Source organism: Phytohabitans maris (genome assembly GCF_031085175.1).
GTDB lineage: Bacteria > Actinomycetota > Actinomycetes > Mycobacteriales > Micromonosporaceae > Phytohabitans > Phytohabitans maris.
This window is the reverse complement of sequence record NZ_JAVHUY010000010.1, coordinates 15776-41254: the sequence shown is the minus strand read 5'-3', so window position 1 is coordinate 41254 and position 25479 is coordinate 15776. Positions and strand designations below refer to the sequence as shown.

Genomic DNA, 25479 nt, shown 5'->3' with positions numbered 1-25479 from the left:
CGCCTGCGAGGTGAGCCACCGAGACTCGCGGTTCATGGGCGTTCGCCGGAAGAGATGGCGTGGCCGCACCCGGCTTGTCGTGGGCGGCCTCGTCGTGCTGGTCGTCGTGCTCACCTCCGCGGGTGCGTATGCGTTGACCGCCGGCGAGCCGGCGCCCTCCGCGCAGACCAGCACGGCACGGGTCGACCGGGGTGACGTCTCCACGGCGGTCGCGACGACCGGCTCGCTGGAGCCCGCGCAGACGCGGACGCTCGGCTTCGCCGCCGCCGGCACCGTGACGTCGGTCAGCGTGCGCGCCGGCGACCAGGTGCGGACCGGTCAGGTGCTCGCCGAGATCGACGCCACCGACGCGCAGGAGCGGGTCGACGACGCCCAGGACGCGCTCGACGAGGCCGAGCAGGCGCTCGACGAGGCGGAGGCGGCGGCCGACGGTGGGGCGAGCACCTGCGCCGTCTCCGGCACCGTCACCGTCCAGGCCGCGCCGGTCGCGCTACTGGCGAGCGGAGGCACGACACCCGCGCCCACCCCGACGCCGTCCCCTTCGCCGAGCGCCCAGCCCTCCGCGTCCCCGTCGCCGTCCCGCACCGCCCAGCCACCGTCCACCCAGCCGTCGCGCTCCGGGGCACCGTCGAGCCCGAGCGGCGGGTCGGCGCCGGGCGGCGGCCAGGCGCCGGGTGGTGGGACGAGTTCCGCGTGCCCCGGCGCGGCCCGGGGCGGCGACCCGGTCTTCACCGCCCAGCAGCGGGTGACGAGCGCCGAGCTCGCTCTCGCGGAGGCGCAGGACCAGCTGGCCGGGACAAAGATCACGGCGCCCATCGCCGGCAAGGTGCTCTCGGTGGCCGGCGCCGTGGGTGCCGACGTGAGCGCGGGGAGCACGTTCGTCTCGCTGGCCGACGTGGCCGGCATGCAGGTGGCGGCCGACTTCCCCGAGGCCGACGCCGGTCACCTCGAGGTGGGCCTGAGCGCGACCGTGACGCTGGCCAACCGGCCGGGCGAGGAGTTCGCCGCCCGGGTCGTGCGGGTCAGCCCGGTGGGCACCGCCGATGGCAACATGGTGCGATACGGCGCGGTGCTCGCGTTCGAGGAGGTGCCGGCGGAGCTTCTCGTCGGCCAGAGCGCGGGCGTCCGGGTCAAGACGAGCGAGGTCACCGGCGTGCTGCGGGTGCCTTCGACAGCGGTGCGGGCCGAGGGGACGGTCGTGGTCCGGACAGCGGCCGGCGACGAGACCCGCACGGTGGAGGTCGGCCTGCGCGGCGACCAGTTCACCGAGATCAAGAGTGGACTCATCGAGGGCGATGAGATCGTCATAGCTGGTGCCTAGGAAGTTCCCAGCGAACTCTGAGGCAGTTCCCGTAGAAGGGTGACGTGGCTGGCCGTCTGACCCGGGTGCTCGTCGTGGACGACGAGCCTAATATCTGTGCCCTGCTCTCAGCGACGCTGCGGCTCATCGACTTCGAGGTGCGCGTGGCGAGCGGCGGGCACGAGGCGTTGGCGACGGCCGTGGAGTTCGAGCCCGACCTCGTGGTGCTCGACGTGATGCTGCCTGACCTCGACGGGTTCCAGGTGGCGCAGCGGCTGCGGGCTGGCTCGGGTCCGGGCGTTCCGGTGCTGTTCCTGACCGCGCGCGACGCGGTCGAAGACCGCATCTCCGGGCTGACCGTCGGCGCCGACGACTACGTGACCAAGCCGTTCAGCCTGGAAGAGGTCGTGCTCCGCATCCGGGCGATCCTGCGCCGCAGCCGCATCGAGCCGGATGGCGAAGGTGACGCCGGCGTCCTGCGCTACGCCGACCTGGAGCTCGACGAGGACGCGCACGAGGTGCGCCGCGGCGGGCGGCTGGTCGACCTGTCGCCGACCGAGTTCAACCTGCTTCGCTACCTGCTGGTCAACGCCGGGCGCGTGGTGAGCAAGGCACAGATCCTCGACCGGGTGTGGAGCTACGACTTCGGCGGCGACGGCCGGATCGTCGAGTCGTACGTGTACTACCTGCGCAAAAAGATCGACTGCTGGGAGCCGCCACTGATCCACACCGTGCGCGGCGTGGGTTACGCGCTGCGCCTGCCCCGGGCCCCGGACGAATGAGGCTGCCCAAGTGGCGGCACTGGACGCTCCGGTCCCGCCTCGTCGTGGTGGTGGCCGCGCTGACCGCGGTCGCCCTCGTCGTGTCCAACGCGGCCGGCATCCTGCTCCTGAAGCAATACCTGACCGACCAGATCGACAACCAGCTCACCGGGATGAGCCACGTCGCGGCTGATCCCCGGCCGCCGGCCTGGGGGCGCACCAACGACGGGTTCCCGCGCGGCAGGTTCGACCTGTACCGGACGATGCTGGTCTTCGACGCGCAGGGCAACCAGTGGCAGCCCACGCCGAACGACGCGGTCGAGGTGTCGCCGCCCGAGGTGGGTTCGTTCGAAGATCTGCTCGATCGGTCCGGTGGCGAGCCGTACACGGTGGATTCCGTCGACGGCGAAGACTACTGGAGGGTGGTGGTGGTCGAGCGCCCGGACGGGGGTGTGGCGGTCGCGGCCATCTCGCTGCGGCAGGTCGAGGCCACCGCCGATCTGCTGCTGGCGATCGACTTGGTCGTGATGTTCGTCGTGCTGCTCCTGCTCGGGCTGGTCGCGGCGTCGGTGGTGCGGATCGGCCTGCGCCCGCTCACCCGCATGGAGACCACCTCGACCGAGATCACCGCAGGCGACCTGACCCGCCGGGTCGACGACGCCGACCCGCACACCGAGTCGGGCCGGCTGGGCATCGCGCTCAACTCGATGCTCGACCGGATCGAGTCGGAGGTCGCCGCCCGGACGGCTTCCGAGCAGCGGATCCGGCAGTTCGTGGCGGACGCGTCGCACGAGCTGCGCACCCCGCTCACGTCGATCCGCGGCTTCGCCGAGCTGTACCGTCGCGGCGGCGCCCCGTCTGGCCCGCTGCTGGACGAGACGATGTCCCGCATCGAGGCGGAGGCCGCCCGGATGGGCTTGCTGGTCGAAGACCTGCTCCTGCTTGCCCGGCTGGATCGCCAGCGCGAGCCGCAGCGGCGGCCGGTCGACCTGCTCGCGATCGCCGCCGACACGATCCGCGACGCGTACGCCCGGCGGCCCGACCGGCCGGTGCGGCTCGCCAGCTTCGGCGGTGATCAGTGCGGGTTCGAGCCGGTGACCGTGCTCGGCGACGAGCACCGCCTCCGCCAGGTCGCCACGAACCTCGTCGCCAACGCGCTCCAGCACACGCCGCCGCAGGCCGACATCACCGTGCGGGTGGGGCGGCTGGGCGGATACCGGCCGCATCGCTCGACGTCCGCCGCCGTCGGTGACGACCTGCCCCGGCGGGTGCCGATCGCGGTGCTGGAGGTGGCCGACAACGGGCCGGGTGTGCCGGCCGAGCACGCGGGGCGCATCTTCGAGCGGCTCTACCGGGCCGATCCGAGCCGCGCCCGGCGCAACGGCGGTTCCGGGCTGGGCCTGTCGATCGTGGCGGCGATCGTGAGCAGCCACGGCGGCCGGGTGGAGCTGGAGACGGAGCCGGGGCAGGGATCCGCGTTCCGGGTGCTGCTGCCGACGGGTTCCCAGTCAGCTTTGAGGTAGCACGGGGCTGGCTCCGAGCCGCCTCCTCCAAGCTTTCGCGCATGCGCCGCTCACTCCCGAGGTTGGGCCTGTCCCCGGCCCTGCTCGTCAACGTTGTGCTCGCGCTGGCCGTCGCCGGCGCCGCCACGTGGGCGTATGCGTCGTTTGCCACGGCCGAGGCCGCCGAGTCGGGCACCGGCGGCAGCCGCACCGTCCCGGTCGCCCAGGGCACGGTCACCGCCACGGTCTCCGCGTCCGGCACCGTGCGGAGCGCATCGACGGCGAGCGCCTCGTTCGAGACCTCCGGCACGGTCACCGAGATCCGCGTGCAGGTTGGTGACAAGGTGACCAAGGGCCAGGTGCTGGCCATAGTGGACGACCGAGCGGCGCAGCGGCAGCTCGACGCCGCCGAGGCCACTCTCGACGCCGCGCAGGCCGCGCTCGACCGCGCGGAAGAGGCCGACAGCGATACGTCAGACGCGCAGGCCGAGGTCGACCAGGCCGAGATCGACGTCTCGGAGGCCGAAGACGCCGTCGCGGGCACGACGCTCAAGGCGCCGATGGCCGGCACGGTGACCGCGGTCAACGGCACGGTCGGCAGCTCGGCCTCGGGCAGCAACGGGTCGAGTGGCAGCAACGGGTCGAGTGGTGGCGGGAGCAGCGGTGGCAGCTCGGGCTCCGACTCCTCGGGCTTCATCCAGATCGAGGATCTCACCAGGCTGGAGGTCTCGGCGTCGGTCGCCGAGGCCGACGCCACCAAGCTCAAGAGCGGGCAGGCCGGCACCGTCACGTGGAATGCGCTGCCCGGCACCGAGGCCACGGCCAGGCTCGCTGCCGTCGATCCCAACGCGACCTCGGAAAACAACGTCGTGACATATGGGGTGACGTTCACGCTCGACCAGGTCCCTGACGGGGTGCGCGCCGGGCAGAGCGTCGAGGTGTCGGTGACCGTCGGGCAGGCCGACGACGTGGTCTACGTCAACTCGGCGGCCCTCACCAGCGTCGGCACCCGCCACACCGTGACCGTCCTGGAGGGCGGCCAGCAGGTGGCCCGCGCGGTGGAGATCGGGCTCGAGGGTGACAGCACCACCGAGATCAAGTCGGGTCTCACGGTCGGCGAGCAGGTGGTGATCAATATGCCCTCCACGTCTTCCAACCAGGGCACGCTCCCAGGTGGTGGCGGCTTCCCTGGTGGTGGTGGGTTCCCTGGCGGTGGTGGACTACAGGGTGGCGGCGCACGGCCCGGGGGTGGCCGGTGACCGTCCTCGACGTCCGCGGTGTCACAAAGGTCTACGGCGAAGGCGCCGCCATCGTGCACGCCCTGCGCGGAGTCTCGCTGACCGTCCAGCGCGGTGAGTATGTCGCGATCATGGGTTCGTCCGGCTCCGGCAAGTCCACGTTGATGAACATCCTCGGGTGCCTCGACATCCCCTCCGCCGGGCGGTATCTGCTCGACGGTGTCGACGTCAGCCGGCTCAACGATCGCCAGCTCGCCCTGGTGCGCAACCGGCGGATCGGCTTCGTCTTCCAGTCGTTCAACCTGATCCCGCGCACGAGCGCACTGGCCAACGTGGAGCTTCCCCTGGCGTATGCGGGGGTGAAGTCGGCCGAGCGCCGGCGCCGGGCCCGGGTCGCGCTCGACATGGTCGGGCTCGCCGAGCGGGCCGACCACGATCCCAACCAGCTCTCCGGCGGCCAGCAGCAGCGGGTCGCGGTGGCCCGGGCCCTGGTGACCGAGCCCGCGCTGCTCCTCGCCGACGAGCCCACGGGCAACCTCGACAGCCGGTCCACGGAGGACATTCTCGGCATCCTCGACGACCTGCACGCCGCCGGCCGCACGATCCTGCTCATCACACACGAGGTAGACGTGGCCGCGCGGGCCAGCCGCCTGATCCGGCTCTTCGACGGCCAGATCGCCTCCGACGTCCAGCAGGAGCGGGTGCTGACATGAGCGAGCACGCGGGCGGGCCCGCTGTGACATGGAGCGACCGGCACAGCGCACCTGGGGCCCCGCGCCGGACCGCGGCGAAGCGAGGACGGGCATGAGCGTCTTCGAGGTGCTGCGGTTCGCCGTGCGTGGCATCGGCGCAAACAAGCTCCGCTCCGGCCTCACCATGCTCGGCATCCTGATCGGTGTGGCCGCCGTGATCCTGCTCGTCGCGGTCGGCAACGGTTCGGCGCGCGAGGTGGCCGAGCGGATCGAGGCGCTGGGCACCAAGACCCTGACCGTGCAGGGCGTCGGCGGCAGCAGCGTGCTGACCGCCGAGGTGGCCGAGGCGCTCGACGACCCCGTGCTCGCGCCCGACGTGACCTCGGTGTCACCGGTCGCCAGCACCCAGGCGACGCTCACCTACCAGGGCACCGACCACTCGGTGCAGCAGTTCGTCGGCAGCACCCCGAGCTACTTCGGCGCGTCCAACTCTCCGGTGGGTACCGGTTCGGCGTTCACCGAAGACGACCTGACGCAGGGCCGCCGCGTGGTCGTGATCGGGCAGACGGTCGCCGAGGAGCTGTTTCCCGGCGTCGACCCGATCGGCAAGGAGATCACCGTGAGCGGCGCGCTCTTCACGGTGGTGGGCGTGCTCGACGAGAAGAGCAGCGCCTCCGGCTTCATGGACGCCAACGACGTGGCGATCGCGCCGCTCACCGCCGTGCGGCAGGCGCTCACCGGATACGGCCCGTTCAGCTCGATCATCGTCGAGGCCCGCTCGCCGGAGAAGGTCGCCGACGCCCAGTCGGAGGTCTCCCTCATCCTGTCCCAGCGGATCGAGACGACCGGCAGTTCGACGAGCCAGCCCTACCGGATACAAAACGCGTCGCAGCTGCTGGAGACGCAGACCGAGACCGCCGACACGTTCACCACGCTGCTCGGCGCGGTGGCCGGCATCAGCCTGCTGGTCGGCGGCATCGGCATCACCAACATCATGCTGGTCACGGTGACCGAGCGGACCCGCGAGATCGGCATCCGCAAGGCGCTGGGCGCGCCCCGGCGGGTGATCCTGACCCAGTTCCTCGCCGAGGCGACGATGCTGAGCCTGCTCGGCGGCGGCTTGGGCGTGGCCGCGGCGCTCATCGGCAGCAACTTCACGATCGTGGGCGTAAAGCCGGTGATCGTGCCCAGCTCGATCGCGCTCGCACTGTGCGTCTCCGTCGCGATCGGCCTCTTCTTCGGCAGCGTGCCCGCCAACCGAGCGGCCGGCCTGCGCCCCATCGACGCCCTCCGCTACGAGTGACCCGGGAGCCTTCGTTGACACGGTCCACAGTAGACGCGGCCAGCACGGACGCCGGCACACCCGACGCCGCCACGACACTGGACATCGAGCTGGCCGCGGCGGCGGGCCGGCGCTGGTGGAATAGGTGGACCGTCGCCCTCGGCCTGGCGCTGCTGCTGGTCGGCGGCTTCGTGGCGGGCATCGAGGTGCAGAAGGCCTACGGCGAGACGCCGGCGGCGGCCGGCCCGGCGAGCGGCGGCTTCCGTGGCCAGGGCGGCTTCCCCGGCGGCTACGCGCAGGGCGGGCAGGGCACCCAGGGCGGGCAGGGCACCCAGGGCGGGCCCCAGGGCGGGCAAGGCTTCCAGGGCGGTGCCGGCACCGACGCCACCACCGGCACGGTCAAGCTCGTCGACGGCACCACCGTCTACGTCGAGACGGAGTCGGGTGAGGTGGTCACCATCCGGACCGACGGCGACACGTCGGTGAGCGTGCCGGGCAAGCTCAAGGACCTCAAGGCCGGCGACAAGGTCAGCGTGGAAGGCGGCACGGACGCCGAGGGCTCGGTGACCGCCGAGTCGGTCACGAAGACCGAGTGAGGAGGCGCTGCGGCACCGGGGGTGGTGGGCGTGACGGGGCCTGGCAGCATGATCCGCGTGGTGGATGTGACGATCGAGCGCAGGGCGGATGGGTTCGTAGCGGTGAAGTTGCAGGCGCCGGAGTGGGAGCTCAACCTCCGTGCGACGGCCGCCGACCTTGTGACGCTCGAAGGCATTCGTGAGGCGGACTGGGCGAGCCGCCGCAGCCTGCATGTCGGGGAGGCGGCGGGCGTGCGCGTGCACTGGGCCGCCGATGGTGAGATCGCCACCGTCATGGTCGGGCATGACGACGAGACGTGGGACTTCGCCGCGATGCTTCCGGTCGCCAGCGTGGAAGGGATCGCCGCCGCGGCGCGGCAATCTCAGTGAGGCTGGATCCAGTCAAAGGTGCGTTCTACGGCGCGCTGCCAGTTGTCGTACTCGGTCTTGCGCCACTGCGGGTCCACATTGGGCAGCCACTGGGCCGCACGGTGCCAGTTGCGCCGTAGCCCCTCCAGGTCGGGCCAGTAGCCGACCGCGAGCCCGGCGGCGTACGCCGCGCCCAGTGACACCGTTTCGGCCACCATCGGGCGGACGACCGGTACGTCGAGCACGTCGGCGAGAAACTGCATCAGCAGGTTGTCGGAGGTCATGCCGCCGTCGACCTTCAGCGTGCGCAGCATCAGGCCGGAGTCGGCGTTCATGGCGTCGACCACCTCGCGGGTCTGCCAGCCGGTCGCCTCCAGCACCGCGCGCGCCAGGTGGCCCTTGGTGATGTACGACGTCAGCCCCACGATCACGCCGCGCGCCTCGCTCCGCCAGTGCGGCGCGAAGAGGCCGGAGAAGGCGGGCACGATGTAGCAGCCACCGTTGTCGTCGACCGTACGGGCGAGCGTCTCGATCTCCGGCGCGGTGCTGATGATGCCGAGCCCGTCCCGAAACCACTGCACGAGCGAGCCGGTGATGGCGATCGACCCCTCGAGCGCGTACACGGCGGGCTCTCCCTCGATCCGATAGCCGACCGTGGTGAGCAGGCCGTGCTGCGAGCGGACCGGGCCGGTGCCGGTGTTGAGCAGCAGGAAGCTGCCCGTGCCGTACGTGCACTTGGCCTCGCCCGCGGTGAAGCAGGTCTGCCCGAATAGCGCGGCCTGCTGGTCGCCGAGCGCGGCCGCGAGCCGTACGCCGGGCAGGACCGTGCGCAGCGTGCCGAAGACGCCCGCGGACGAGCGGATCTCGGGGAGGACCGCGGGCGGGATGCCGAAGAAGTCCAGCGAGTCCGGGTGCCACGAGAGCGACGAGAGGTCCATCAGCATCGTGCGACTGGCGTTCGTGACGTCGGTCAGGTGCTCGCCGGTGAGCTTCCAGATCAGCCAGCTCTCCATCGTGCCGAAGAGGACGTCGCCGCGCTCGGCACGTTTGCGCAGGCCGGGGGTGTTGTCGAGCAGCCAGCGCAGCTTGGGCCCGGTGAAGTACGTGGTCAGCGGCAGCCCGCACCGCCGCTGCACCTCCTCGGCACCGGGGGCGCGGGCCAGCTCCTCGACCAGCGCGTCGGTGCGGGTGTCCTGCCAGACGATCGCGGGCGCCACCGGTACCCCGGTGCGGCGGTCCCACACCACGGTGGTCTCGCGCTGGTTGGCGATGCCGATCGCGGCGATCTGGCTGGCGTCGATGCCGGCACGGGTGAGCGCGCGCGGCACCACCTTCTCCACGTTGCGCCAGATCTCCATGGCGTCGTGCTCGACCCAGCCGGGGCGCGGGAAGTGCTGGGCGTGTTCCCGCTGGTCGACCGAGACGAGCTGGCCCCGGTGGTCGAAGACGATGCACCGCGTGGACGTGGTGCCCTGGTCGATGGAGATGACGTAGCGACCGTTCACAGCGTCTCCTGCTTCGCTCGCTCGTGCGGCGCTGAAGGCGACGTCTGGACCGAGCGGCCCTGCCGACGAAGCCGGGGTTTCGGGGCCGGGAGGGGAGACGCTGCCGCGCCAGCTCGCTCGCTCATTGGCCCCGACCGCCAAGGTCACGGGACACGGCACGGGCCGCCTCGCGTACGTGTGTCACGAGGGTGATCCGGGGCTGGCCGTGCGCGTCGCAGACCCGCTCGACCGGTCCGGAGATGCCGATGGCGCCGACCACCAGCCCGCCGTACCCCCTGATGGGCGCGGCGATGCCGGCCACGCCGACGGTCATCTCCTCGATGTCGGACCCCCAGCCCGCCTCCCGGATCGCGGCCAGCGCCCGCGTGAGGACGCGCGGGGAGGCAAGCGTGCGCCGGGTGTACGGGACGAGGTCCCCGAGCCCACCCCGGGCGTTGTACGCGAGCAGTACCTTGCCCAGCGCCGTGGCGTGCGGCGGCAGCAGCGCGCCCACGTCGAGCGTCTGGAGGGTGTCGTCGGGGCGGAAGACGTGGTGCACCACCAGCACCTTGCTGTCCAGCAGCGTGCCGATCCGCACCGCTTCGCCGCTGCGGGCGGCCAGCGGGTCGGCCCAGTTGATCGAGCGGGAGCGCAGCTCGTTGACGTCGAGGTAGCTGGTGCCGAGGTGCAGCAGCGCCGCTCCGAGCTGGTACTTCCCGGAGGTCTTGTCCTGCTCGACGAAACCCACGTCATGGAGGGTGCGGACGATGCCGTGCGCGGTGCCCTTCGGCAGGTCCAGCGCGCGGGCGATCTCGAGCAACCCGAGCCGGCCCGAGCCCCCGGCGAGCAGCCGGAGGATGGCGGCGGCACGAGCGATGGACTGTACCTGTCCGGGCACCGCCGCATGCTAACTCCGTTCTGCCTGGAGCAACAGTGTTCGACAATGCCGACCAGGGTTCGTTGACCCGACGTTAAGGCCCTCCTACCGTTGCGCTTCGTAATATCCCGGGTACGAGGAGGAAACATGTCACAGCGCATGAGACTCCCGGGACTCCTCGGCGAGCTGGCGGCGGAGTTCGCGGGCACCATGATCCTCATCCTCTTCGGGGTGGGGGTGGTGGCCCAGGTCGTCGCGGGCGGCATCGGTGACCACGACAGCATCGCGTGGGCGTGGGGCCTCGGCGTCACGCTCGGCGTCTACGTCGCAGCCCGGATCAGCGGCGCCCACCTCAACCCGGCCGTGACCCTCGCCCTCGCGGTCTTCAAGGGCTTCGAGTGGCGCAAGGTCCTGCCGTACATGCTGGCCCAGACGCTCGGCGCGTTCGTCGCCGCGATGGTCGTGCGCTGGAACTACACGGAGGTGCTGGGCGCGTTCGACCCCGGCCACACCATCAAGTCGCAGGGCGTCTTCTCCACCCTCCCCGGCAACGGCGCCCTCCCGGTCGACATGTGGGGCGGCTTCCGCGACCAGATCATCGGTACCGCGATCCTGCTCTTCGTGATCCTCGCCCTCACCGACCTGCGGCAGAACACGCCCGCCGCCAACCTCGCCCCGGTCGTCATCGGCCTGCTGGTGGTCGGCATCGGCATGGCCTGGGGGACCAACGCCGGCTACGCGATCAACCCCGCCCGTGACTTCGGGCCGCGGCTGGCATCCTTCCTCACGGGGTACGGCACAGCCTTCCGTGACCAGAACAACGACCTCTACTTCTGGGTACCGATCGTCGGGCCGCTCCTCGGCGGACTCGGCGGTGCGGGCCTGTACCAGCTGCTCATCGGCCGCTTCCTGCCCAAGGAGGGGCCGGCGGAGCCGGGCCGGGTGCCGATACCAACCCAGGCGGAGACCGTCAAGGCCGGACATTAAGGAGAGAGAGTGATGGCTGACTTCGTCGGCGCGGTGGACCAGGGCACCACGAGCACGAGATTCATGATCTTTGACCATGGCGGCAACGAGGTGGGCCGCCACCAACTGGAGCACGAGCAGATCCTCCCGAAGGCCGGATGGGTCGAGCACAACCCGGTGGAGATCTGGGAACGCACGAACGCCGTCATCCGCACCGCCATGAACGAGCGCGGGCTGCAAGCCGCCGACCTGGCCGCCCTCGGCATCACCAACCAGCGCGAGACGGCCGTCGTCTGGAACCGGCGCACCGGCCGCCCCTACTACAACGCGATCGTGTGGCAGGACACGCGTACCGACCAGATCGCCGCGGCGCTCGACCGCGACGGGCGGGGCGACGTGATCCGGCAGAAGGCCGGCCTGCCGCCGGCCACCTACTTCTCCGGCGGCAAGATCCAATGGATTCTGGAGAACGTCGACGGGGTACGCGCCGCGGCGGAGAGCGGCGAGGCGATCTTCGGCAACACCGACACCTGGCTGCTGTGGAACCTGACCGGCGGGGTAAACGGCGGCGTGCACATCACCGACGTCACCAACGCCAGCCGCACCATGCTGATGAACCTGGAGACGCTCGACTGGGACGACGAGCTGCTCTCGTTCTTCGACATCCCGCGGGCGATGCTCCCGCAGATCCGCCCGTCCTCCGACCCCAGCCGGTACGGGGTCACGCTCCCGGGCGGCCCGCTCGGCGGCGAGGTGCCGCTCACCGCGGACCTCGGCGACCAGCAGGCGGCGACGGTGGGCCAGGTCTGCTTCGCCGAGGGCGAGGCGAAGAACACGTACGGCACCGGCAACTTCATGCTCCTCAACACCGGTACCTCGATCGTGCGTTCGAAGTCCGGCCTGCTCACCACCGTCTGCTACAAGCTCGGCGACGCACCCGCCGTGTACGCGCTGGAGGGCTCGATCGCGGTGACCGGCTCGGCCGTGCAGTGGCTGCGCGACCAGCTCGGCATCATCAGCGGGGCGGCGCAGAGCGAGGCGCTCGCCGCGCAGGTCGAGGACAGCGGGGGCGTCTACTTCGTACCCGCCTTCTCCGGGCTGTTCGCACCGTACTGGCGTTCCGACGCGCGCGGCGCGATCGTCGGCCTGTCCCGGTACAACACGAACGCGCACCTGGCCCGCGCGACCCTGGAAGCGATCTGCTACCAGAGCCGCGACGTCGCGGTCGCCATGGAGCAGGACTCCGGCGTACACCTCGACGTGCTCAAAGTGGACGGTGGTGTCACCGCCAACCGGCTCTGCATGCAGCTGCAGGCCGACATCCTCGGCGTACCGGTGAGCCGCCCGGTGGTGGCCGAGACGACCGCCCTCGGCGCCGCGTACGCGGCGGGGCTCGCGACCGGCTTCTGGAAGTCGACCGACGAGCTGCGCCAGAACTGGAACGAGAGTGAGCGCTGGTCGCCGACCTGGTCGGAGGAGCGGCGCGAGGAGGGGTACGCCAGGTGGAAGAAAGCGGTGCAGCGGACGCTCGACTGGGTGGACGTATGAGTCTGGCTCTCTCGCCACCGGCCCGTACGCGGGCGCTCGACGCGATGGGCGACGGGCGCGAGCTGGACATCGTGGTGGTGGGTGGCGGTGTGGTCGGCGCGGGCGCCGCGCTCGACGCCGTCACCCGCGGCCTCTCCGTCGGGCTCCTCGAAGCGCGCGACTGGGCCAGCGGCACGTCCAGCCGATCCAGCAAGCTGATCCACGGTGGCCTGCGCTACCTGGAGATGCTCGACTTCGGGCTGGTGCGGGAGGCGTTGCGGGAGCGGGGCCTGCTCCTGCAACGCCTCGCCCCGCACCTGGTGCGGCCGGTCCCGTTCCTCTATCCGTTGCAGCACCACGCCTGGGAGCGTGTGTACGCGGGCACCGGTGTGCTGCTCTACGACACGCTGGGCTTCTCCAGCGGCAGCTCGCGCGGCCTGCCCCGGCACCGCCACCTGACCCGCCGGGGCGCGCTGCGGGTGGCGCCCGGCCTGCGCAAGGACGCGCTCGTCGGGGCGTTGCGGTACTACGACGCGCAGGTGGACGACGCGCGGTTCACCGAGTTTCTCGTGCGGACCGCGGCCGGCTACGGCGCGTACGCCGCGTCCCGGGCCCGCGTCGCCGGCTTCCTCCGCGAGGGGGACCGGATCGCCGGCGTGCGGGTGCACGACGAGGAGAGCGGGCGCGAGATCGAGGTGCGCGCCCGCCAGGTGATCAACGCGACCGGCGTGTGGACCGACGACACGCAGGCGCTGGTGGGCGAGCGGGGGCAGTTCCACGTACGGGCGTCCAAGGGCATCCACCTGGTGGTGCCGCGGGACCGGATCCGCTCCTCGACCGGGCTGATCCTCCGCACGGAGACGAGCGTGCTCTTCGTGATCCCGTGGGGACGGCACTGGATCATCGGGACCACCGACACCGACTGGCGCCTCGACAAGGCGCATCCGGCGGCGACCCGCAAAGACATCGACTACCTGCTGGAACACGTCAACCGCGTGCTGGTCACCCCGGTCACCCGGGAGGACGTGCAGGGCGTGTACGCGGGGCTCCGCCCGCTGCTGGCCGGCGAGTCGGAGTCGACCTCCAAGCTGTCTCGCGAGCACGTGGTGGGCAGCCCGTCGCCGGGGCTCGTGGTGGTGGCCGGGGGCAAGTTCACCACGTACCGGGTGATGGCGGCGGATGCGGTGGACGCCGCGGTCGACGGCATGGGTATCGGCTCCAGCGGTGCGCCCTCGGTCACCGACCGGATCCCGCTCGCCGGCGCCGACGGCTTCGCCGCCCGCTGGAACCAGCGCCGCACGCTCGCCGCCCGGCACGGCCTGCACGTGGCGCGGGTCGAGCACCTGCTAAGCCGGTACGGCACGCTGGTCGACGAGGTCCTCGACCTGGTCGACGCGGACCACAAGCTCGGTGAGCCGCTGGAGGGGGCGGACGACTACCTGCGCGCCGAGGTCGTGTACGCGGCGAGTCACGAGGGAGCGCTCCGCCTGGAGGACGTGCTCACCCGCCGTACCCGGATCTCGATCGAGGTTTTCGACCGTGGCGTCGCGGCCGCGCGCCCCGCCGCGGAGCTGATGGCCGGCGTGCTGGGATGGTCTCCGGAGCGGATCGACCAGGAGGTCGAGCGCTACCACGCGCGGGTGCGCGCGGAGCGGGCCTCGCAGGAGCAGGAGGACGACGTGGCGGCGGACGCCGAGCGTCTCAAGGTCAGCTGAGAGGTCAGTCGGCGGCGGGTGTGGCGGCGCCCGCCGTCCGCGCCTCCTCGACCGTGGGGTAGGTCTCCAGCACCTCGACCAGGCCGCTGACCTCGAGGATCCGCAGCACACCCCGCTGTGGCGCGGCGAGCCGGAAGATGCCGCCCGCCTCGTCGCAGCTGTTCTTCGCGCGGACGAAGACGGACAGGCCGGTGGAGTCGCAGAAGGAGAGGTCGGCCAGGTCGAAGACCAGCCGGCTGCGCCCCTTGTCGATCAGGTCTGTGATCTGGTCCTGCAGCTGCGGCGCCGTGCCCATGTCGAGCTCACCCGCAACCGCCACGACGACCGTGTCGCCGTGCTGGACCGTGCTCACCGTCAAGGACATGCGGGGCCCCCGGGGAAACGTGGAGCGGAGCGGAGCGTTTTCTTGGGGTGCTTCATTCGCTACCTCCCGTACGGGGACGAAGGTACTCCACCAGCGGTGTGCGCGCAGGAGAGGGGCGCGGAACCACCGGTCAGGTCGTCACCCGGAGGCCGGCCGTGTGTTCCGACTCGTGCAACTCCATCTCGGCGATGTGGCTGTCGCGTGGTATGTCGTACACGACGACGCCCGTGATCAGGTTGCCTGGGTTGATCTGGTTCTGGAAGAGCTGCTGCTCGGAGTTGGCCAGGATCCCGGCCGCGCTGTCCGGCGCGTAGCGGTCGCCTTCCGGCCCGTACGCCTGCTGGAGCGCGTCGGCGAACGTCGCCGGGCGCTTGCCCACGTTGCGGATGGTCAGCTCGGCGAGGCAGAACTGCCCGACCGCGGTCTGGTTGACGAACGAGTCGCCGATCTGGTCGACCCCGCAGTCGATCCGGCTCACCGTGAACTCGAACGCCCCGTCCCGCCCGGCCTGGCCGACGTCCACCGTGTCACCCCGGTCGTGGGTGAGCCGGCGGTACGCGTCGTCGCCCCAGGTCACCACCGCCGCCACCGCCCCCGCGCAGCAGCACAGCGAGACGAGCACGATCGCGGCGCCGATGAACACGGCCACCCGCGCGCCGCGACCCGACTCGCCGTCCGATGGTTCTTCCATTGGGTGATTCTAGGCTTTTGTCCGGTCTGCCGAGGTCAGCTTCGTGATAAGGCACCCTTGAGCCCATGCAGCTGATCTCCCTCGACGACGTCCGCGCCGCCGCCCGCAACGTCGCCGGCGTGGTCCTCCGCACGCCGCTCCTGCCCGCCCGCTGGGACGACGGGCTCTGGCTCAAGCCCGAGAGCCTGCAGCCGGTCGGATCGTTCAAGCTCCGCGGCGCGACCAACGCCGTGGCCCGGCTCAGTGACGCGCAGCGGGTCCGCGGGGTGATCACGCACTCATCCGGGAACCATGGACAGGCCCTCGCGTACGCCGCCCGTCGCGCCGGCGCGCCCTGCGTGGTCGTGATCCCGGACGTCGCGCCGGCGGTCAAGGTCGAGCAGGTACGCGCCCTCGGCGCCGAGGTGGTGCTGGTGCCCCCGCCGGAGCGGCTGGACGTGGCGCGGGAGCGGGCCGAGAAGGACGGGCTGGCGCTGATCCCCCCGTACGACCACCGGGACGTCATCGCCGGCCAGGGCACGGTCGGGCTGGAGATCGCCGAGGACCTGGCGGACGTCGACGTGGTGCTGGTACCGGTCGGCGGGGGTGGTCTCGCCTCCGGTGTGGCGACCGCGATCACCGCGCTGCTGCCGCACGCGAAGGTGGTCGGCGTCGAGCCGGAGCTGGCCGCCGACGCCCAGGAGTCGCTTGCCAAGGGCGAGCTGGTGGCCTGGCCGACCGAGCTGACCTATCGCACGGTGGCCGACGGCGTACGGGTCAACCTCTCCGAGCTGACCTTCGCCCACCTGCGCGAGCGGCTCGACCGCATCGTCACCGTGACGGAGGACGAGATCCGCGCGGCGATGACCCGGATCGTGCGCGAAGGGCGGCTGGTGGTCGAGCCGACGGGCGCCGTGACCACGGCCGCGCGCCTCTTCCACGCCGGGGAGCTGCCGGCCGGGCGTACGGTCGCCGTGGTCTCCGGCGGCAACGTCGATCCACAACTGTTGATAGCCGCCATATCGTGACCTGTCCGGGTTTACGGGCTTCCGCGCCGACGTCCATAATGTGACACAGCTCTATGGATGTGTGTTCCGTCCGGTGGAACGCGGCTGCCCGGAGGGATGCATGACGGTGGTCCACGCCCACGACCTCGTCGCGATCGCCACGAAAGTGCTGCTCGCGGCCGGCGCTCCGCGAACTGCCGCGGACGTCGTGGCCGCTTCGCTGGTCGAGGCCGAGCTCGCCGGCCATGAAGAGTACGGTGTCCGCCGCCTCGTGACGTACCTCCAAATGATCAGTACGGGCACGATGGACCCCAAGGCGATCCCCCGACTCGGCGGCGTACGCGCCGCGGCGGCCGTGGTGGACGGGCGCAGCGGGTTCGGCGAGCTGGCCGCCCGGGTCGCGGTCGAGCACGTGCGGCGGCTGGCCCGGCAGTACGGCGTGGCCAGCGCCACGGTCGGCAACTGCGGCGACGTGGGCCGGCTCACCGGGTACGTGCGGACCCTCGCGGCGGAGGGCGCGGTCGGCGTGGCGATGTGCCACCCGCGCCCGCTGGCCTGGGCAGCCCCCCGCGCCGCCGGCCGCCCGCCCCTGGTCGCCGAGATCCCGGCCGAAGCCGGGTTGGCCTTCGTGATCCAGCTCGTCGGCGGCCTGCTCGGCGGCGCTGAGCCGGCCGGCGGCACCGTCATCGTCGCGATCGACGTGGCCGCGTTTCGACCGGTGGACGAGTTTCGCCGGCACGCCGAGCGCCTCTGCGCCCTGCTCGCGGCGGCCGCCGCCCCAACGGCCGTACCCGGCGAGGCGGAGGCGGCCACCCGCGCCGCCCGCGTCCGCGACGGCATACCTGTGGACGACAAGGTCTGGTCCGAACTGGCCGCCCTCCCCGGCGGCCCCACCCACCACTGAACGGAGCCGAACGCCGGCTTCATCGCCACGAATGCGGGATCATCCCGATGGGCCAAGCCATGGTGAGCGCGTCGATAAACCCATGCACCGACCTCTCGCGAGCTGTAGAAGCTGGTTGACAGCCGGGGTTGAGCGGTGGAGGGGTTTCCTGGTCCCTTTTACCTGCGCTGGACGCCTGGCGAGCCTTCATTTGCCCGATTCAAGCGCCAGCAACGTGGCCTCAGCCGCCGCCGAATGGCCGCGCATAACAGGGTCTATGTGGCGTCAACATCCTCCCAGGCCCCTACCGGCCCTTGGCCTGCGAAATAAGTCGGGCTTTGACCTCGTCCGTCAACTTCGCGTCACCGCCAATAGCATTCGGGCCCAGGATAAAGCGAGCCTCATCTAGGGTGTCTCGGATCTTTCTGGAAATGACGTTCGGTGGCAGACCGGCTAGTTCTATACGCAAAGAGTCGGCCAAATCGAGAAGATCGCGCGGCACAGCGTCCAACACGGACATATTCATCATGAGGGGGAGCGTCTCCTCTGTCCGCCGCGAGATGCGGGCTCGTACCGGCCCTACCGCTAGATAGTGCAACATAAAGTCCGGACTGATCGCTGGTGAGGCGGGTGGGCGATCCCGCAGATATGCCTTTAGATCGTTATGCATTCGCAAGGCAGAGCGGTCCAGGGTTAGCCACCAGCTACGATAGCCGAACGCCCCTCGACGCTCGTTGCGATCCTGGCGACGAACAATGACGCCAACATAGTTTGTTACGTCATGGGCTACGAGCTTCGACCGAGTCACAGGATCCATCGGCGGAACACCGAGCTTTTCGTTCCGCTTGTCTCGTGCCTCTCGAACCTGATGCCAGAGTTCTCCGACTGCCGCACGCAGTTCCTGCTCGGCTCGATCGGCTTCTGCGGAAAGGTCTTGCACATCGATATGATGTTCGTCAAGTAGATAGTCCGCAACATCGTCTTCTAGACGTCTCGTCCCCGCAAAGTTTTCGAGCCACTGGAGAAAGCCGCCCATGTCACGGCCTGACAGCGAATAGGCGTTCAAGAGAAACGGAGGACTTCCCTTGGCGCCTTCCTGGCCCAAGGACCATGCATAGCTTCGGCACCGGTTGATATGTGTTGCGACTTCCTCTAGAACCCCATCGGTGACAAAGAGGCGCAGGCCGCACTCTACTGCTGCCCGAATGAGAAACGTGTGCGAACGTGCGGGCTCATCTATTAACGTCTCGGCCAACAACGGAAGTACGACGTTGGTGTCGAGCCAGATATCTCCGTCAGAGAAGATCTTGACTACTGCCGACTGGACGTCTGGCGTTTCCCGCATGAAGGCGAAGAGCGTATAGGTGTCAGCAAGGCTTCGCAGGCACTTTCGCACCTCTTCCGTGGAGTTAAGGAAAATCGACTGAACGGAAGCGACAAGCAGACGAGGATCGAGTCCCCGAGCCACGCGATTCTGTGCTATCTCTTGGAAGACGACTGCTTCAATGTCTTCGAAACTGACGAAGCTCCCTGCATTTTCGCGAGTTACCGCGCTGGCGAAGAACTCTCCACGGTCGAGAAGGACTTTCTCGACCACTTTTCGGGTTATGTCGACGGTCTGCCTGGGAAGGGTCGACTCGTCAATCCCCATCTCGCTGGCCGTGACATTTATCGTACGCTTCAACTCCGCAGTTAATGCATCGTCAAGCGATGCCACTTGCGCTAACCGTTCCGCCAATCTCACCCGCTCCTGCCATGTGAGGCAGAATTCGTCAGGCTTCTTCCAGTGACGGATGTAAACTTTGGAGAGCCGAGCGAGAGCACCGTCCACCTGAACATCCAGAGTCCCACGGTGGTGGGCAGGTAGTAGCTTCGCAATCTGTTCGCGGATCTGCGACCGGCCAAGTCTCTCCTCGGAAGTGGTCTCGCGAAGAACAGAACGGACGAGGGCTTCAAAGCAGAGCTTGGTCAGCCCCTTTTCGCGCATATCATCGGCCCATTGAAGGCCAAGGTAGACGAACGCTGCTTTGGCTTCGAGGTCGCTCAGCGCCTTGGCTTGTCGATCAATGCTCGACTTGCCGAAGAGTTGCGGATCGGCGACTTTTTCGCAGAATTCCTCTGCCTCCTCAGTGACCTTCGCTGAGGCATTTCTTTGAGTTAGAAACCACTCTCGGTCGCGAATATCCAGAAAGATTCGATACTTTGATCGAATCGACTTCTTCAGAGTGTTGCCGCCAGCGCCAATCTCCTGATTCGTCGCATAAACCAAGACGTTCGTATCAGGCTGAGTCTCTTGGAGCCTGTCGCATGTCTCGATGATCTTATTCGACCAGTCCCTCCGGACAGAATACTGAAGGACCGTTGCGGGATCGTCAGTTGCCTGAAACAGGCTGGCATCCATGCCATCGTCACCTGCGGCGCCGGCCAAAGGCCGCAGGTTCGGGAATTCTTCGGACAGGAATGTATTTGCGAGGATCTCGAAGAGTCGCCACTGGCGACCGTCTAGGTTCGACAAGGCGTACTTGAACCTGTCGTACGAGACCATCGTAACTCCGGATCTTCTAGAGGTAAGACTGGTCATTGTCCCCCCGATAGGCCGACGTGCCTAGAGGCCCAAGGGTCGAAAATCCGGCCGTGCCTATCGCGCTTGTGATCACACACGCCCAACGAGGATCAAGGGCAACGGGGACGGCGGCCCAATCGGCACGAACCCGCGCGGGGTACCGCGACGTGCAGTTGGTCAGCGCATCGGCTCGTCTGAGACCCCCTCACCGTGGTCAAGTCCTACGGTGAGGGGCCTGCGACCCCAACGGCCCTGACCAGCGAATCTGCGGACCAGAGAGTGGAGCGAGCCGTCTTACAAAGTCACGTGTTGACAGGGGCGACGTGAACGGAGCTTCGATCATGACTCGCGTTCTCGATGATCGAAGCTCCCCCCAAGCTGCTCTAACGACTTGGGGGGAGCTTTGATCAAGGGCTCAGCCCCAGCGGGCCTGTTCCAAAAGTGTTACCGCGCGGTCGCGGGCGTCCGGGTCGGTCGAGCGCAGTAGCGCGGTGGCCTCGTCGACGGCCTCGGTCAGGACCCGCCACTGCGCTTCCCGCTCGCGGACCACTTCGGACTGGGCCTGTAGCTGCTGCGTCTTGATCCAGAGGTCGACGAAGACGGACACCTTGGCGCGCAGCACCCACGGGTCGAACGGCTTGGTCAGGTAGTCGACCGCGCCGACCGAGTACCCGCGCAGGGCCAGTTGGGCGTCGCGGTCGGCGGCGGTCAGGAAGATGATCGGGACGTGGCGGGTGCGCTCGCGCCGCTTGATGTGGCTGGCGGTCTCGAAGCCGTCCATATCGGGCATCTGCGCGTCGAGCAGGATCACCGCGAAGTCGTCGACGAGCAGCTGCTTGAGCGCGGCCTCGCCGCTTTCCACCGCGACCGTATGCACCGGCAGGCCCTGGAGGATGGCTTCGAGCGCGACCAGGTTGTCGCGCCGGTCGTCGACCAGCAGTGCCTTGGCGACACCCATCAGGCAGAGCCTTCCTTTGCTCGCTCGCTCACCGTCGTCGTGCGCGGGTGCCGGGTGCCCCGCTCACTCATGCGCTTACTTCCCGGCCGCCGCCGTTGACCCAGGCGGCCATCATCTCGATCAGCTCGTCGAGGTCGACGGGCTTGGTGATGTAGTCGCTCGCACCCGCGCCGATCGCCGACTCCTGGTCGCCGGGCATCGCCTTGGCGGTGAGGAAGACGACGGGCAGTTCGGCGAAGCGGTGGTTGCGGCGGATGGCGCGCGTCGTCTCGTAGCCGTCCTGGTCGGGCATCATCGCGTCCATCAGCACGATGTCCACCTCCGGGTGCTCCGCCAGCAACCGTACGCCATCGACCCCGTTGTCCGAGTAGAGAACGGTCATGCCGTGCAGCTCCAGTGCACTGGTCAGGGCGAAGACGTTGCGCACATCGTCATCGATGATCAGCACTGTGGCGCCGTCGAGCTGGCGCGCGGCGGGCGAGGCCGGCCGCTCGCCCTCCGGCGGCTGCCGCAGCATCGGCAGGTCGGCCAGCGCCGGCAGGGCGGGCAGGTTGGACTTGGTCACTGGCAGCGAGAGCGGCAGCGGCGTCTGCACCGAGTCCGGCATCAGCACGTCCGGCAGGAGCAGCGTGAACGTCGAGCCGCTGCCCGGCGTCGACGAGACCGTGATCGTGCCGCCGAGCAGCCGGGCCAGGTCGCGGCTGATCGACAGGCCGAGGCCGGTGCCGCCGTACCGCCGGCTGGTCGTGCCGTCGGCCTGCTGGAACGCCTCGAAGATGAGGTCGAACTTGTCTTCCGAGATCCCGATGCCGCTGTCGGCGACCGTGAACGCGACCAGCGGCCGCGCCGACGCCGCCTGCTCCTCCGGTCCCGCCGGCTCGATGGTCAGCGTGACCGAGCCGCTGTCGGTGAACTTCACCGCGTTCGACAGCAGGTTGCGCAGGATCTGCTGGAGCCGCTGGGCGTCCGTGATCACGGCGGCCGGTATGCCGGTGTCGACGCTCACCGTGAAGTCGAGGCCCTTCTCCTCGGCCTGCGGCGTGAACGCCTGCTCGACGTACGCCCGGATGTCCTGGACGTTGACCTCGGTGGGCTCGACGTCCATCCGGCCGGCCTCGATCTTGGCGACGTCGAGGATGTCGTCGATCAGCGAGAGCAGGTCGGACCCAGCACTGTGGATGGTGCGGGCGAACTCGATCTGCTTGTCGGTCAGGTTGTGCTCCGGGTTGTCGGCGAGCAGCCGGGCCAGCAGCAGCAGCGAGTTGAGCGGGGTACGCAGCTCGTGGCTCATGTTGGCGAGGAACTCCGACTTGTACGCCGAGGCGCGCGTGAGCTGCTGCGCCTTCTCCTCCAGGCCGATCCGGGCCAGCTCGATCTCCCGGTTCTTCGTCTCGATGTTGGCCTTCTGCTCGGAGAGCAGCTGTGCCTTGTCTTCCAGCTCGGCGTTGGTGCGCTGCAGCTCCTCCGACTGCGCCTGCAGCTCGTGCGCCAGCCGCTGCGACTGGGAGAGCAGCTCCTCGGTACGCCGGTTGGCCTGGATGGTGTTGAGCGCGATGCCGATCGTGGAGACGAGCCGCTCCAGGAACGAGATGTGCAGGTCGTTGAAGGCGTTGACCGAGGCGAACTCGATCACGCCGAGCATCTCGCCCTCGAAGAGGATCGGCAGCACCACCACGTCGCGGGGCTTCGTGGTCAGCAGCCCCGATCGCAGGGTCAGCGCGCCGCTGGCGTCCGTGCTCACCCGGATCATGCGGCGGGAGACCGCCGCCTGGCCGATCAGCCCTTCACCGGGGCCAAAGACCACTTCATTGGTACGCGTGACGTAGCCGTACGAGGCCGCGAGGCGCAGCCGCGTCGTGGCCTCGTCGTTGTCGACCAGGAAGAACGCGCCGAGCTGAGCCTCGACCAGCGGGGTGACCTCGCCCATCAGCATCCGGCAGACCTCGCCGAGGTCGCGCTGGCCCTGGAGCAGACCGCCGATCCGGGCCAGGTTGGAGTCGAGCCAGCTCTGCTCGGCGTTCTTGCGGGTGGTCTCCCGCAGCGCCACGATCATCTGGTTGATGTTGTCCTTGAGCTCGGCGACCTCGCCCTGCGCCTCGACCGTGATCCGCTGGGTCAGGTCGCCCTTGGTCACCGATGTGGAGACCTGCGCGATCGCCCGGAGCTGGGTGGTGAGCGTCGCGGCGAGCTGGTTGACGTTTTCGGTGAGGTCGCGCCAGGTACCCGAGACGCCCTTCACCCGGGCCAGGCCGCCCAGCTTGCCCTCGATACCCACCTCGCGGCCGACCCGGGTGACCTCCTCGGCGAACGAGGAGAGCTGGTCGACCATCGTGTTGACGGTCTGCTTCAGCTCCAGGATCTCGCCCTCGGCGTCCACCGTGATCTTTTGCGAGAGGTCGCCCTTGGCGACCGCGGTGGTGACGCTCGCGATGTTTCGCACCTGGGCGGTGAGGTTGGAGGCCATGAAGTTGACGTTGTCCGTCAGGTCACGCCATGTACCGGCCACGCCCCGTACCTGGGCCTGACCGCCGAGCTTGCCCTCGGTGCCCACCTCGCGGGCCACCCGGGTGACCTCCTCCGCGAACGAGGAGAGCTGGTCGACCATCGTGTTCATGGTGTTCTTCAGCTCCCAGATCTCACCCTGCGCGTCCACGGTGATCTTCTGGGAGAGGTCGCCGCGGGCCACGGCGGTGGAGACCTGGGCGATGTTTCGCACCTGAGATGTGAGGTTGGAGGCCATGAAGTTGACGTTGTCCGTCAGGTCACGCCACGTACCGGCCACGCCCCGCACCTGGGCCTGACCGCCGAGCTTGCCCTCGGTGCCCACCTCGCGGGCCACCCGGGTGACCTCGTCGGCGAACGAGGAGAGCTGGTCGACCATCGTGTTCACGGTGCTCTTGAGTTCGAGGATCTCGCCGCGAGCGTCCACTGTGATCTTCTGCGACAGGTCGCCCTTGGCGACCGCGGTGGTGACGCTCGCGATGTTTCGCACCTGGGACGTGAGGTTGGAGGCCATCGAGTTGACGTTGTCGGTGAGGTCGCGCCAGGTGCCCAGCACGCCCTTCACCTGGGCCTGACCGCCGAGCTTGCCCTCGGTGCCCACCTCGCGGGCGACCCGGGTGACCTCGTCGGCGAACGAGGAGAGCTGGTCGACCATCGTGTTCACGGTGCTCTTGAGTTCGAGAATCTCGCCGCGAGCGTCCACTGTGATCTTCTGCGACAGGTCGCCCTTGGCCACCGCGGTCGAGACCTGCGCGATGTTTCGCACCTGGGCGGTGAGGTTTCCGGCGAGCTGGTTGACGCTCTCGGTCAGGTCACGCCAGGTGCCCGCGACGCCGCGCACCTGGGCCTGACCGCCGAGCTTGCCCTCGGTGCCCACCTCGCGGGCCACACGGGTCACTTCCTCGGCGAACGAGGAGAGCTGGTCGACCATCGTGTTCATGGTGTTCTTCAGCTCCAGGATCTCGCCCTGGGCGGCCACCGTGATGGTCTGCGACAGGTCGCCCTTGGCCACCGCCGTGGAGACCTGCGCGATGTTTCGCACCTGGGCGGTCAGGTTGGAGGCCATCGAGTTGACGTTGTCGGTGAGGTCCTTCCAGATGCCCGCCACGTTGGGCACCTTGGCCTGACCACCGAGCTTGCCCTCGGTGCCCACTTCGCGGGCCACCCGGGTCACCTGCTCGGCGAAGGTCCGCAGCGTGTCGGTGAGCGAGTTGATCGTGTGGGCCAGCTCGGCGACCTCGCCCTTGGCCGACACCGTGATCTTCTGGGAGAGGTCGCCGCGGGCGATCGCGGTGGTCACCTGCGAGATCGACCGCACCTGGCTGGTGAGGTTGGAGGCCATGGTGTTGACCGAGTCGGTCAGGTCGCGCCAGGTGCCGGCGACGCCGCGCACGTCGGCCTGGCCGCCCAACGCGCCGTCCGTGCCGACCTCGCGCGCCACCCGGGTCACCTCGTCGGCGAACGACGAGAGCTGGTCCACCATCGTGTTGACCGTGCGTCCAATGCGGAGGAACTCGCCGCGCAGCGGCCGGCCGTCGATCTCCAGCGCCATGTGCTGGGAGAGGTCGCCGTCAGCGACCGCCACGATGACCCGGGAGATCTCGGTGGTCGGGCGCCCCAGGTCGTCGATGAGCGAGTTGATGGCCCGGGCGTGATCGGCCCAGGCGCCGTCGACGCCCTCCTCGTCCAAGCGCTCGGTGAGCCGGCCGTCCCGCCCGACGATCCGGCTGATTTTCCGTACCTCCAGGTTTTGTCGCTCTTGGAGAGCCACCACGTCGTTGAACGCGTCAGCCACCTCGCCGGCCACTCCGGCCCGGCGCGGTAGGCGCACCTTCAGATCACCGCGGCGCACCCGCCGCAGCGCGTCGGCCAGCTCATTGAGAACGGCGGCCTCGTCCGACGCGGGCCGGGTACTCACCTGCTTTGCCGTGGTCATGCAATCCTCGCTCACCTTGGGTGGTTCCCCACATCATGGCGCGTGGTGTCCGGCAGATGCGAGTGCCCGACCGGGAGTCGCCCAGGCTACGGCCCTTAGCCACGACCGCGGACGAGCGCCCGAGCGAGGCCACGTGCCTTAACCACACGACGGCGGATGAGCGCCGAGCGACGGAGCGCCGGAAGACATAAGCGGGAGTTGCGAGGCTACGGGCCTTAACCACGACGGCGGATGAGCGCCGAGCGACGGAGCGCCGGAAGACATAAGCGGGAGTTGCGAGGCTACGGGCCTTAACCACGACGGCGGAT

The 25479-nt window shown here is 69.3% G+C and carries 20 protein-coding genes; 13 read left to right on the top strand and 7 right to left on the bottom strand.

Annotation, left to right across the window (positions count from 1 at the left end):
• Positions 1–34 precede the first annotated feature (34 nt).
• The 8 genes from RB614_RS12475 to RB614_RS12440 all read left to right on the top strand — a co-directional run bounded on the left by RB614_RS12475 (position 35) and on the right by RB614_RS12440 (position 7740).
• Entirely contained in the window at positions 35–1321 is a 1287-nt protein-coding gene (locus RB614_RS12475) for an efflux RND transporter periplasmic adaptor subunit (protein WP_308712613.1), read from the top strand.
• 44 nt (positions 1322–1365) lie between these two features.
• Positions 1366–2082, top strand: coding sequence for a response regulator transcription factor (locus RB614_RS12470; protein WP_308712612.1), 717 nt, complete (start codon positions 1366–1368; stop codon positions 2080–2082).
• Positions 2079–3584, top strand: a complete 1506-nt coding sequence (locus tag RB614_RS12465) for a sensor histidine kinase (protein ID WP_308712611.1) — start codon at positions 2079–2081, stop codon at positions 3582–3584. Before RB614_RS12470 ends, RB614_RS12465 begins: the two co-directional genes overlap by 4 nt.
• 41 nt (positions 3585–3625) lie before the next feature.
• On the top strand, positions 3626–4822 hold the full coding sequence (locus RB614_RS12460; protein WP_308712610.1) for an efflux RND transporter periplasmic adaptor subunit: 1197 nt from the start codon (positions 3626–3628) through the stop codon (positions 4820–4822).
• A complete protein-coding gene (locus tag RB614_RS12455; RefSeq protein ID WP_308712609.1) occupies positions 4819–5514 on the top strand; it encodes an ABC transporter ATP-binding protein in 696 nt (231 codons plus the stop codon). The genes RB614_RS12460 and RB614_RS12455 overlap by 4 nt, the downstream gene beginning before the upstream one ends.
• A gap of 91 nt (positions 5515–5605) precedes the next feature.
• A complete protein-coding gene (locus tag RB614_RS12450) occupies positions 5606–6796 on the top strand; it encodes an ABC transporter permease (protein ID WP_308712608.1) in 1191 nt (396 codons plus the stop codon).
• A gap of 14 nt (positions 6797–6810) precedes the next feature.
• Positions 6811–7371: a hypothetical protein gene (locus RB614_RS12445; RefSeq protein WP_308712607.1), complete on the top strand. Its 561-nt coding sequence runs from the start codon at positions 6811–6813 to the stop codon at positions 7369–7371.
• Positions 7372–7419: 48 nt separating this feature from the next.
• Positions 7420–7740: a hypothetical protein gene (locus RB614_RS12440; protein ID WP_308712606.1), complete on the top strand. Its 321-nt coding sequence runs from the start codon at positions 7420–7422 to the stop codon at positions 7738–7740.
• Here the strand turns inward: RB614_RS12440 and glpK (RB614_RS12435) are convergent.
• The gene (gene glpK, locus RB614_RS12435; protein WP_308712605.1) at positions 7734–9224 is read right to left on the bottom strand and encodes a glycerol kinase GlpK; all 1491 of its coding nucleotides are present in this window, start codon (positions 9222–9224) and stop codon (positions 7734–7736) included. The genes RB614_RS12440 and glpK (RB614_RS12435) overlap by 7 nt on opposite strands.
• 121 nt (positions 9225–9345) lie before the next feature.
• A complete protein-coding gene (locus RB614_RS12430; protein WP_308712604.1) occupies positions 9346–10101 on the bottom strand; it encodes an IclR family transcriptional regulator in 756 nt (251 codons plus the stop codon).
• A gap of 126 nt (positions 10102–10227) precedes the next feature.
• Here RB614_RS12430 and RB614_RS12425 point away from each other — a divergent pair, with 126 nt between their 5' ends.
• The 3 genes from RB614_RS12425 to RB614_RS12415 are packed head-to-tail and all read left to right on the top strand — an operon-like array spanning position 10228 to position 14288.
• The gene (locus RB614_RS12425) at positions 10228–11067 is read left to right on the top strand and encodes an MIP/aquaporin family protein (RefSeq protein WP_308712603.1); all 840 of its coding nucleotides are present in this window, start codon (positions 10228–10230) and stop codon (positions 11065–11067) included.
• Between the two features lie 12 nt (positions 11068–11079).
• Positions 11080–12594 carry a glycerol kinase GlpK gene (gene glpK, locus RB614_RS12420; protein ID WP_308712602.1) on the top strand — a complete coding sequence of 505 codons (1515 nt, stop codon included), beginning with the start codon at positions 11080–11082 and terminating at the stop codon, positions 12592–12594.
• The gene (locus RB614_RS12415; RefSeq protein ID WP_308712601.1) at positions 12591–14288 is read left to right on the top strand and encodes a glycerol-3-phosphate dehydrogenase/oxidase; all 1698 of its coding nucleotides are present in this window, start codon (positions 12591–12593) and stop codon (positions 14286–14288) included. Before glpK (RB614_RS12420) ends, RB614_RS12415 begins: the two co-directional genes overlap by 4 nt.
• A 4-nt stretch (positions 14289–14292) precedes the next feature.
• On the opposite strand, the gene RB614_RS12410 is transcribed toward RB614_RS12415, so the two are convergent.
• Both RB614_RS12410 and RB614_RS12405 read right to left on the bottom strand, forming a co-directional pair.
• Complete coding sequence (locus RB614_RS12410) at positions 14293–14652, bottom strand: STAS domain-containing protein (protein WP_308712600.1); 360 nt, start codon at positions 14650–14652, stop codon at positions 14293–14295.
• A 130-nt stretch (positions 14653–14782) separates the two neighbouring features.
• Complete coding sequence (locus tag RB614_RS12405) at positions 14783–15343, bottom strand: DUF4352 domain-containing protein (protein ID WP_308712599.1); 561 nt, start codon at positions 15341–15343, stop codon at positions 14783–14785.
• Between the two features lie 65 nt (positions 15344–15408).
• On the opposite strand from RB614_RS12405, the gene RB614_RS12400 reads away from it, so the two are divergent.
• Together RB614_RS12400 and RB614_RS12395 are read left to right on the top strand one after the other, a co-directional pair.
• Complete coding sequence (locus RB614_RS12400; protein ID WP_308712598.1) at positions 15409–16350, top strand: threonine ammonia-lyase; 942 nt, start codon at positions 15409–15411, stop codon at positions 16348–16350.
• A 100-nt stretch (positions 16351–16450) separates the two neighbouring features.
• Positions 16451–17233 carry an Ldh family oxidoreductase gene (locus RB614_RS12395; RefSeq protein ID WP_308712597.1) on the top strand — a complete coding sequence of 261 codons (783 nt, stop codon included), beginning with the start codon at positions 16451–16453 and terminating at the stop codon, positions 17231–17233.
• 283 nt (positions 17234–17516) lie between these two features.
• On the opposite strand, the gene RB614_RS12390 is transcribed toward RB614_RS12395, so the two are convergent.
• The 3 genes from RB614_RS12390 to RB614_RS12380 all read right to left on the bottom strand — a co-directional run bounded on the left by RB614_RS12390 (position 17517) and on the right by RB614_RS12380 (position 25171).
• Positions 17517–19757, bottom strand: coding sequence for a hypothetical protein (locus RB614_RS12390; protein WP_308712596.1), 2241 nt, complete (start codon positions 19755–19757; stop codon positions 17517–17519).
• Positions 19758–20190: 433 nt separating this feature from the next.
• Positions 20191–20736: a response regulator gene (locus RB614_RS12385; RefSeq protein ID WP_308712780.1), complete on the bottom strand. Its 546-nt coding sequence runs from the start codon at positions 20734–20736 to the stop codon at positions 20191–20193.
• A 64-nt stretch (positions 20737–20800) separates the two neighbouring features.
• Entirely contained in the window at positions 20801–25171 is a 4371-nt protein-coding gene (locus RB614_RS12380) for a HAMP domain-containing protein (protein ID WP_308712595.1), read from the bottom strand.
• Positions 25172–25479: the final 308 nt, after the last annotated feature.

Bases quoted from the DNA above. Each gene is read 5' to 3' on its own strand.
- RB614_RS12475 (WP_308712613.1), top strand. From the start codon at position 35: ATGGGCGTTCGCCGGAAGAGATGGCGTGGCCGCACCCGGCTTGTCGTG.
- RB614_RS12465 (WP_308712611.1), top strand. From the start codon at position 2,079: ATGAGGCTGCCCAAGTGGCGGCACTGGACGCTCCGGTCCCGCCTCGTC.
- RB614_RS12460 (WP_308712610.1), top strand. From the start codon at position 3,626: ATGCGCCGCTCACTCCCGAGGTTGGGCCTGTCCCCGGCCCTGCTCGTC.
- RB614_RS12450 (WP_308712608.1), top strand. From the start codon at position 5,606: ATGAGCGTCTTCGAGGTGCTGCGGTTCGCCGTGCGTGGCATCGGCGCA.
- RB614_RS12440 (WP_308712606.1), top strand. From the start codon at position 7,420: ATGATCCGCGTGGTGGATGTGACGATCGAGCGCAGGGCGGATGGGTTC.
- RB614_RS12425 (WP_308712603.1), top strand. From the start codon at position 10,228: ATGTCACAGCGCATGAGACTCCCGGGACTCCTCGGCGAGCTGGCGGCG.
- glpK (WP_308712602.1), top strand. From the start codon at position 11,080: ATGGCTGACTTCGTCGGCGCGGTGGACCAGGGCACCACGAGCACGAGA.
- RB614_RS12415 (WP_308712601.1), top strand. From the start codon at position 12,591: ATGAGTCTGGCTCTCTCGCCACCGGCCCGTACGCGGGCGCTCGACGCG.
- RB614_RS12410 (WP_308712600.1), bottom strand. From the start codon at position 14,652: ATGTCCTTGACGGTGAGCACGGTCCAGCACGGCGACACGGTCGTCGTG.
- RB614_RS12405 (WP_308712599.1), bottom strand. From the start codon at position 15,343: ATGGAAGAACCATCGGACGGCGAGTCGGGTCGCGGCGCGCGGGTGGCC.
- RB614_RS12400 (WP_308712598.1), top strand. From the start codon at position 15,409: ATGCAGCTGATCTCCCTCGACGACGTCCGCGCCGCCGCCCGCAACGTC.
- RB614_RS12395 (WP_308712597.1), top strand. From the start codon at position 16,451: ATGACGGTGGTCCACGCCCACGACCTCGTCGCGATCGCCACGAAAGTG.
- RB614_RS12390 (WP_308712596.1), bottom strand. From the start codon at position 19,757: ATGGTCTCGTACGACAGGTTCAAGTACGCCTTGTCGAACCTAGACGGT.
- RB614_RS12380 (WP_308712595.1), bottom strand. From the start codon at position 25,171: ATGACCACGGCAAAGCAGGTGAGTACCCGGCCCGCGTCGGACGAGGCC.